We start from the raw sequence: 7,836 nt of genomic DNA on the forward strand, positions 1-7,836 counted from the left end.
GCGGCTTGCTTGAGCCGTGTGCCGCGACGAGTGGCACGCACGGTTCTGAGGGGGCCCCGGTGCAGTAATGCACCGGGGCTACCCGGCGAGCGGAGAGCCCACACCTGCCGGCCGCGCGGCACCAGGGCGACGAGCGCGTCCGCCTCGGGTGAGGGGTCGGCCAGCACGGCGAGGACCGCCTGTTCCGGCGGCAACGTCACCCCTTCGCGCTCCCACATCGTCCGGTCGACGCCTGCCGCGTACCTGGCGGTGAGCAGCCGCGCCGCCGCGTCCGGATCAGTCGGGTCGGGGGCGTGATCGCCTCGGACGAATTGCGGCACACGTTAGGCGCTGCCGCCGACAAAATCCGCTCGCTGCCCTCAGCCAGAGCGTTCGTCGCTCATCACCCCTCAACTGCGATTAGATCGCTACTTCGCCCCCGGCCGTAGCGTTGGGAGTCCCTGGCCACGAAAGTCAGGAGGCTCATCAGCGCCCGGGCACCGGCCCCGCGCGGCCGCCCGACGCGCAACCCGAGCCCGCCGCCCTGCCCGGGGCGACGCTCGTCCTCATCATCCGGCCTGCGGAAACCGCGGGGTTCCACCTGTCATGGCAGCTCCCGAGCTACCACAGCGTCAGGTAGATCACCGGTCGGTACGCTCGCCACGCCTGCGTTCACGGTCCGCGACAGCACGCAACCCGCAACGCCCTGACGACCGCACGAGCCAGATGATTAGCTGCGCCGCGGGCCGCGGCCGGCTGCTGACGAAGAGAAGCAGGATCACGGCGGTCCGATCGTCCTCGCGGGCAGGAAGAGGTCTGAACGCGGATCAGCGCAGGTTCCCGCGGCCGGGATCTGGCTCGGCCGGCCGGGCTGTGCCCTCCAGGTAGGCGAGTACCGCCCGCACACGGCGATGGCCGGAGTCGTCCGGCGCCAGGCCGAGCTTGGCGAAGATGTTGCCGATGTGCTTGTGGACGGCGTTGTCGGAGATACGCATCCGCTCGGCCATGGTGGCGTTGTCGTGGCCCTGCGCCATGAGGGCGAGCGACTCTCGCTCCCGGGAGGTGAGGCTGTCCAGGGGGCCACCGGCGCGGCGGGCGAGGAGTTGGGCGATCACCTCGGGATCCATGGCGGTACCGCCGGCCGCGACGCGGCGCAGAGCGTCGACGAACTCGGCCACCCGGCCGATCCGGTCCTTCAGGAGGTAGCCGATGCCGCCCCGGCCGTCGGACAGAAGCTCGCCGGCGTACTCGCGCTCGACGTACTGCGACAGCACCAGGATCGGCAGCGCGCCGTGCTCACGGCGGGCCCGCAGCGCGGCGTGGATTCCCTCGTCGCGGAACGACGGCGGCAGCCGCACATCGACGATGGCGATGTCGGGGCGGTGTTCGGCGACGGCGTCGAGGAACGCCTCGCCGTCACCGACGACCGCCACGACCTGGCAGCCCTTCGCCGCCAGCAGCAGCTCCAGACCGCTGGCCAGCAGAACGTTGTCCTCGGCGATCACGACCCGCACGAGACCTCCTGAATGATCTGAACAATCACTATGCGCACGGCACCTGAACGGCGAGCGTGGTGGGGCCGCCCGGCGGACTGTCGATGCGGACGGCGCCGTCCAGGGCGGCGACCCGCCGGCGTATCCCGGCGACCCCGGTGCCGCGCCTCTCGTCGACGCCGCCCCCGCCGTCGTCGGTGACCTCGATGGACAGCACGCCGCCGGCGCGCTCGACCCGCAGGCCCACCCGCGTGGCGGCGGCATGCTTGGTCACGTTCGTCAGCGCCTCGGCGATCACGTAGTAGGCCACCGCCTCCACGCTCGCCGAGAGCGCGCCCAGATCGGCGAGCTCGATGTGAACCGGCACGTACGAGCGGGCGGCCAGCGCCGTCAGCGCCCCATCGAGCCCGCGGTCGGCGAGGATCGGCGGGTAGATCGTCTGCAGCACCGTGCGGAGTTCGACCATCGCCTCCTCCGCCGTCTCGTGCGCCTGCTCAAGCAGCGTCGCCACCGCGTCCGGATCGTCGGCGAGCGACTCCCGGGCCAGGCCCACCTGCATGGCGATGGTCACCAGGCGCGCCTGCGTCCCGTCGTGCAGATCGCGTTCGATCCGCTGAAGCTCCGTGCCATGGGCGTCGACCACGCCGACCCGGCTCCTGGTCAGTACGTCGACCCGCTCGGTGAGCCGCTCGCGGGCCGACGGCGCGAGTACCGCGAGGGACAGCCGCGCGTGCAGTCGCGCCAGCGCCGGGAGCACCCACCAGGCCGCCGCACCGAGGACGGCGATCTGAACGGAGCCCCCGACCAGCGCGGTCGTCCAATCGCCCACATGGACATCGAGAACGGAGAACAGGCTGGGACGTTCATTGACGGGAAAGGCCCACCACAAGGGCAGCACCACCGCGGCGACCAGGATGTTGCCCAGGCAGATCAGGGCGGCCAGCCCGAGCGGGAACCCGACCGCGACGTGCGTGAGCGCCCAGGCGAGATACCGCCGCCCGCCCGGCTGCCGCCCACCGTCCTGAACGCCGAGCAGCCTGCCGGCCCGCCGGCGGTGCCAGCTCGCCCAGCCTCGCGCCGCTGGCGGCGCGAGCAGCACCGGCAACGCGAGCGCCGTGAGTACGGCGGTGGCCAGCATGCCCAGCAGGTAGACCGAACCGGAAAATGCTCGGTTACGCATGCGCACCTCCCCACGACGCCGGTATGGAGATCACTATTCTTCACCGGATCCCGCCGGGCACTACAGCAGGCTGTACCAACGCGCGTACGGGCGGCTGTATCGTGCCGGATGACCAGCCGAAATAGCGTTCTCGACCATGAAGCTGACATTTGAGCCTACCTTCAGACGCCTGGTCCCAGTCCTCGCCCTGATCGCCCTGTCCGCCACCGTCGCGCCCCCGGCCAGCGCCGACGGCGGCCCGCCCCCACCACTCGACTGGAAACCCTGCGCCCAGAGCCCCGGCGACGCCTCCGGCAAGGAGCTTGACCAGGCAGGCGCACGGTGCGCGGAGCTCACCGTCCCACTCGACCACTCCAGGCCCGGCGGCCGCACCATCAAGCTCGCACTGTCCCGCCTCCCCGCCACGGACCGCACTCATCGCATCGGCACGATGGTCCTCAACAGCGGCGGCCCCGGCGAGCCCACGCTGGGCATGCCGCTGAAGACGCGTGCGGCCATGAAAGACGTCGGCGCCCGTTACGACCTCATTGGCCTGGACCCGCGCTTCGTCGGGCGCAGCACGCCGATCGACTGCGGCTGGCCCATCGGCCTGTGGCTCCGCTCGGCCGGCCCGACCCGCGCCCGGTTCGATCACCAGGTGGCGGTGCAGCGCGACCTGGCCGAGCGCTGCGCCCGGCGCCACGCCGACGTGCTCCCCTACGTCAACACGCGCGACACCGCCCGCGACATCGACCTCGTGCGCCGCGCCCTGGGCGAGCGCCGGATCTCCTTCCTCGGCTACTCCTACGGCAGCTACCTGGGTGCGGTCTACGCCCAGATGTTCCCCGGCCGCACCGACCGCCTGGTCCTGGACAGCGCGGGCGACCCGAACAAGTGGGGCCCCAGGGCGATGCAAGGCGCCGAAGATGAGGCCGAACGCGCGCTGCGCGGCTGGGCGGCCTGGACCGCCAAACGTCACGGCACCTACGGCCTCGGGGCCACCCCCGCCCGCGTGCTCGCCACCGTGAATGCTATCGTCGCCGTCGCGCAGGACCGCCCGCTGCGCGTCGGACCCTACGAGGTGGACGACCAGGCGGTCCCGTACATCCTCTCCGGCTCCGGCGATGACCGTCCCGCGGCCCGCGCGGAATTCGCCTCAACCGTCCGGATCCTGAACGAGGCCGCGCACGGCCGCCCTGCCGACCCCGGGCCCGAACTCGAGGGATTCCTCACGTTCGTCCTGACCAGCGCCGGCTCCCCGCTCGCCAGCCCGGCTGCGGCGATCACCTGCGGCGACCGCGCGGCGCCGCGCGACCCCGACGCCTACTGGAACGACGTCCAGCGCAGCCGTGCGCGCCATCCCCTCTTCGGCCCCCTCAAGAACAACATCTGGCCCTGCGCCTTCTGGCCGAACCAACCGCGCGAGCGCCTCACACGCATCGCCAACCCCACCCCCGCGCTGATCGTGTCCGCCACCGGCGACACCGCCACCACCTACAAGGGCAGCAAGGCCATGCACCGGGCACTGACCGGCTCCCGCCTGCTCACCCTGCGCGGCACCACCGCTCACGGGATCTACGGCGAGTACGGCAACGCCTGCGTGGACGCCAAGGTCAACGCCTACCTGGCCACCGGCACCCTCCCCACCGCCGACCAGATCTGCCACCCCGGGCCTGCCCCCCGAGATCGCGATACGCAGTAAGAGCTGAGGCCAACCGTGCCAAGCGGCGAGGCTCCTACGTCGACGGGAACATGGGACCCGGGAGTGGCAGGTGCGCCGAGTCTCATCCGACAACGGCGCGCTCCAGCATCGCGGCGTACTCCCCGAACAAGCCGCCACAGGCGGGCGGCAGCCGGGTGTGGGAGCAGCGCCCACCAGTAGAGCGCCAGGGAAGAGCGGGTGGGGGCGGGGTCGGGCGTCCACTTCAAGCGCCGGTACTGTAGTCGTCCTGGGCAGGCGCCAGCCGGGTGTAATCGGTGGTCTGACCAGGTCGGGCCACTGCTTAACGCTCACCCGGAGTGACAACGCCGGATTCGTACGCCAGGACCACCGCCTGGACCCGGTCGCGCAGCCCAAGCTTGGTCAGGATGCGCCCCACGTGGGTCTTGATCGTGGTCTCCGACAAGAACAACTCGGCCCCGATCTCGGCGTTGGACGCGCCCCTGGCCAGGCTGAGGAAGACTTCACGCTCGCGCTCAGTGAGCACCTTGAGCACGCTCTCCGGGTCGGTGTCGGCCTTCGCGACGAGCCGCCCGATGAGCCGCCGGGTCGTGGCGGGCGCGATGATCGAGTCGCCCCGGTGCACGTGCCGGATCGCAGCGATGATCTCCTCTCCTGGCGCGTCCTTCAGCATGAACCCGCTCGCACCGGCCCGCAGCGCGGCCAGGGCGTGCTCGTCGAGGTCGAACGTGGTCAACACCAGCACCTTCGGCGGGTCGTTCAGCCGCTGGATCTCCCGGGTGGCTGTGACACCGTCCATCCGGGGCATGCGGATGTCCATCACCACCACGTCGACGCGCCGCGACTCCAATGCCTTCAGGGCCGCCAGTCCGTCAGCAGCCTCGGCGACCACCTCCATGTCGGGCTGGGACCTGACGACCATGGTCAGGCCGTTGCGCAGCAGCTCCTGATCGTCGACGATCATGATCCTGATGATGGGAGGCTCCTCGGCTCATAGGGCACGGTGGCCGACAGTACAAAGCCGGCGCCGGAGCGTCTACCGGCCTCCAGGGTGCCTCCGACCATGCTGAGCCGTTCGCGCATCCCGGTCAGCCCGACGCCGGCCCCTTCGGCGGGCGGGCCGTCGCCATCGTTCGTGATGGTGATGTGCAGTCCGTCCGGGCGCCACGCCAGCGTCAGGTCGGCCGCGGCCGTCGCCCCCGCGTGCTTGATCACGTTGGTCAGTCCCTCTTGGATGACGCGATAGGCGGTCAGGTCGGCGGCGGGGCGCAGCGGCCGGGCGTCCCCGACCTCTTGTACGGCGACGCGTACGCCCGCATCGCGCACATGGTCGAGCAGGTCGGACAGGTCGCCGAGGCCCGGTTGCGGAGCGGTGCCGCCGTCGGCGCGCAGCACGCCCAGGAGCCCGCGCATGTCGCGCAGGGCCTCGCGCCCGACCCCGGCGATGGTGGCGAACACATCCGCCCTGGGCGCGTCCGGATCGGACAGCCTGCCACCCTCCGCCTGACTTACCATGACGGCGAGCGAGTGGGACACGACGTCGTGCATCTCGCGGCTGATGCGGTCGCGCTCGGCTCGCGCCGCCTCCTTCCGCTCCCGCGCACGATCGGCCTCGGCCCGCTCGGCCTTCGCTCGGAGCTCGGACAGGAACAACCCCCGCATCCGGCTGAGGCGGCCCAGCGACCACAGGCACGCCGCTACGGCGACCAGGCCGACCGACAGCCCGATCCGCCAGGCGACCAGCTCGTAGGAACCCGACGACCCGCCCCACGAGGCCGGATTCCACAGACGCGCCAGGAGTAGGCCCACACCCGCCAGGGCGACGGCCAGGCAGACCAGGCCAGGCAGCAGGTCGAGCCGGCCGGACGCCGTGTAGAGCAGCAGCCCGAAGACCAGCGTGCTCGGCAGCAGCACCGCCGGATAGTAGGCGCCGCCTGGATCGTGCAGCGGCGGCAACGCCACCAGCAGCAGCATCGCCGCTGCGGCCAGCCCGTACGCCGCCAGCGGGCGCAGCCGACGCGGAACGACGCAACCATGCAGCACCAGCAGGCCGAGACCCGCGAGCAGGCGGAGCGACAGGGGACTGTCCGAGGCCTGGAGCAGGCCCAACGAGACCAGGCCGAGCGGCAGGACGAGCAGGACGGCGAGCACGGCATCGGCGCTCACCTGATGCCGGTCGAGAAACGAGTCCACCGCGGCGCCGGAGGGTGACAGGGACTCTCGCACGCCCACCATTATGGTCGGCGTGCGTGAACGAGGTGCCGGCGGCGGGAGAGGTAGGCCAGCGCGGCCACCGCCAGAGCCGCACCCCACAGCGGCCACAACATCTCCGGAAGCCAGGCCCCCAGCTCGTCGGCCGCCCCCACAGGGCCGACCTGCTCGCCGGTGAGCTTCTTGCGGACGTACATCAGCCCGGCGGAGGTGATGGGGAGGCAGACGGCCAGAGCCGAGTAGGCCGGGAGCCGCGCCGGAATCGGACGCCCGCGCAGGAACGGTACCCAGCGCGGCCAGATCTCGCCCCACGGCCGGACCAAGCCGACGGTCAGGACCGCACCGATGAGACCGAGCGTGCTGAGACCGGCGCCGATCGGGGTGATCTCGGCGATATCGGCTAGGAACTGGTCGCTGATGCCGACGGGCACGCCCAGGAGCCAGCCGAAACGGGTGACCGCGTAGACGACGGGGACGGCGACCGCGACAGCGGTCGCATACCGCCCGATCCGTAGCGCGCCGGCGGCGCTGCCGGGCCGTCTGGACCCTCCGATCAGCGCGCGTGTCCCCAAGAGCATCAGGCTGACGCCGACCGCCATCAGGATGAGCAGGTTGACGCTCGGCCACGTCAGCATGGTCGCGATCATCGAGAATTCGGCCTGGCCGGCGAGCGCGGCGGCCAGCATCACCGGCAGGTAGCCGGCGGTCATCATGATGCGCACGTCGGGCAGGAGCACCGCCAGGCCGACGCCGACCGCGACGGCCACGACGGCGGGGGCCCGCTTGAGCGGGCCTCTGGCGGCGAGCACGGCGACGACGCTGGCCACCAGCGCCGACACCGCCAGCACGCCCCCGCCGGCCGCCGCCGGAAGTGGGTCGAGCAGGGTGTTGCCCGCGCCCGTACGGCCGGCGTCGAAGGGATATCCGGGCCCTCCGAGAGCCCAGAGCAGGCCGAGAGCCAGATAACTCACCGACCAGACGACGATGATCAGGACCGGCACGATCGTGGGGCGGCTTCCTGGAGGAGAGGTGTTCACCCGGCCCAATCTGCCGCCCCGGCGGAGCCCCGCACATCGTCACCAGGTCTCGGCCTCCTCCTTCGGAGGTCGTGACGGCGTCGTGCCAGCGGAGGACCTCTCAGCCGCGGTGAGCTCTGTGTGTGCCGAAAATTCGTCCTGTCCGGTGCCAAAAACTGGCAACGAGGGCCTGACCTGGTCTTCTAGTACGGCAGCCGCCATTTGCTGGATGACCAGGCCAGATTCGCAGCAGGTCGATGTGATCCTGTGATCGGAATCCGATCCAACGAGAACAGC

General features: G+C 71.3%; 7 protein-coding genes. 1 reads left to right on the forward strand and 6 read right to left on the reverse strand.

Going from position 1 to position 7,836, the window contains the following annotated elements; genetic code table 11:
* The 3 genes from ABZ911_RS42605 to ABZ911_RS42615 all read right to left on the reverse strand — a co-directional run.
* Window positions 1–320: hypothetical protein (locus tag ABZ911_RS42605; RefSeq protein ID WP_358070245.1), on the reverse strand; the 320-nt coding region annotated here is incomplete at its 3' end.
* Between the two features lie 486 nt (window positions 321–806).
* Window positions 807–1,493 carry a response regulator transcription factor gene (locus ABZ911_RS42610; RefSeq protein WP_358070247.1) on the reverse strand — a complete coding sequence of 229 codons (687 nt, stop codon included), beginning with the start codon at window positions 1,491–1,493 and terminating at the stop codon, window positions 807–809.
* Window positions 1,494–1,521: 28 nt separating this feature from the next.
* Window positions 1,522–2,652: a histidine kinase gene (locus ABZ911_RS42615; RefSeq protein ID WP_358070250.1), complete on the reverse strand. Its 1,131-nt coding sequence runs from the start codon at window positions 2,650–2,652 to the stop codon at window positions 1,522–1,524.
* A 136-nt stretch (window positions 2,653–2,788) separates the two neighbouring features.
* Between ABZ911_RS42615 and ABZ911_RS42620 the strand changes: the two genes are divergently transcribed.
* A complete protein-coding gene (locus ABZ911_RS42620) occupies window positions 2,789–4,333 on the forward strand; it encodes an alpha/beta hydrolase (RefSeq protein ID WP_358070253.1) in 1,545 nt (514 codons plus the stop codon).
* 301 nt (window positions 4,334–4,634) lie between these two features.
* Here ABZ911_RS42620 and ABZ911_RS42625 read toward each other — a convergent pair whose 3' ends face one another.
* The 3 genes from ABZ911_RS42625 to ABZ911_RS42635 are packed head-to-tail and all read right to left on the reverse strand — an operon-like array spanning window position 4,635 to window position 7,560.
* Window positions 4,635–5,276: a response regulator transcription factor gene (locus ABZ911_RS42625; protein ID WP_358070256.1), complete on the reverse strand. Its 642-nt coding sequence runs from the start codon at window positions 5,274–5,276 to the stop codon at window positions 4,635–4,637.
* Window positions 5,273–6,538, reverse strand: coding sequence for a histidine kinase (locus ABZ911_RS42630; protein WP_358070259.1), 1,266 nt, complete (start codon window positions 6,536–6,538; stop codon window positions 5,273–5,275). Before ABZ911_RS42630 ends, ABZ911_RS42625 begins: the two co-directional genes overlap by 4 nt.
* An 8-nt stretch (window positions 6,539–6,546) precedes the next feature.
* Complete coding sequence (locus ABZ911_RS42635) at window positions 6,547–7,560, reverse strand: hypothetical protein (protein WP_358070262.1); 1,014 nt, start codon at window positions 7,558–7,560, stop codon at window positions 6,547–6,549.
* Window positions 7,561–7,836: the final 276 nt, after the last annotated feature.

The organism is Nonomuraea sp. NPDC046570 (assembly GCF_040645915.1).
Classification (GTDB): domain Bacteria; phylum Actinomycetota; class Actinomycetes; order Streptosporangiales; family Streptosporangiaceae; genus Nonomuraea.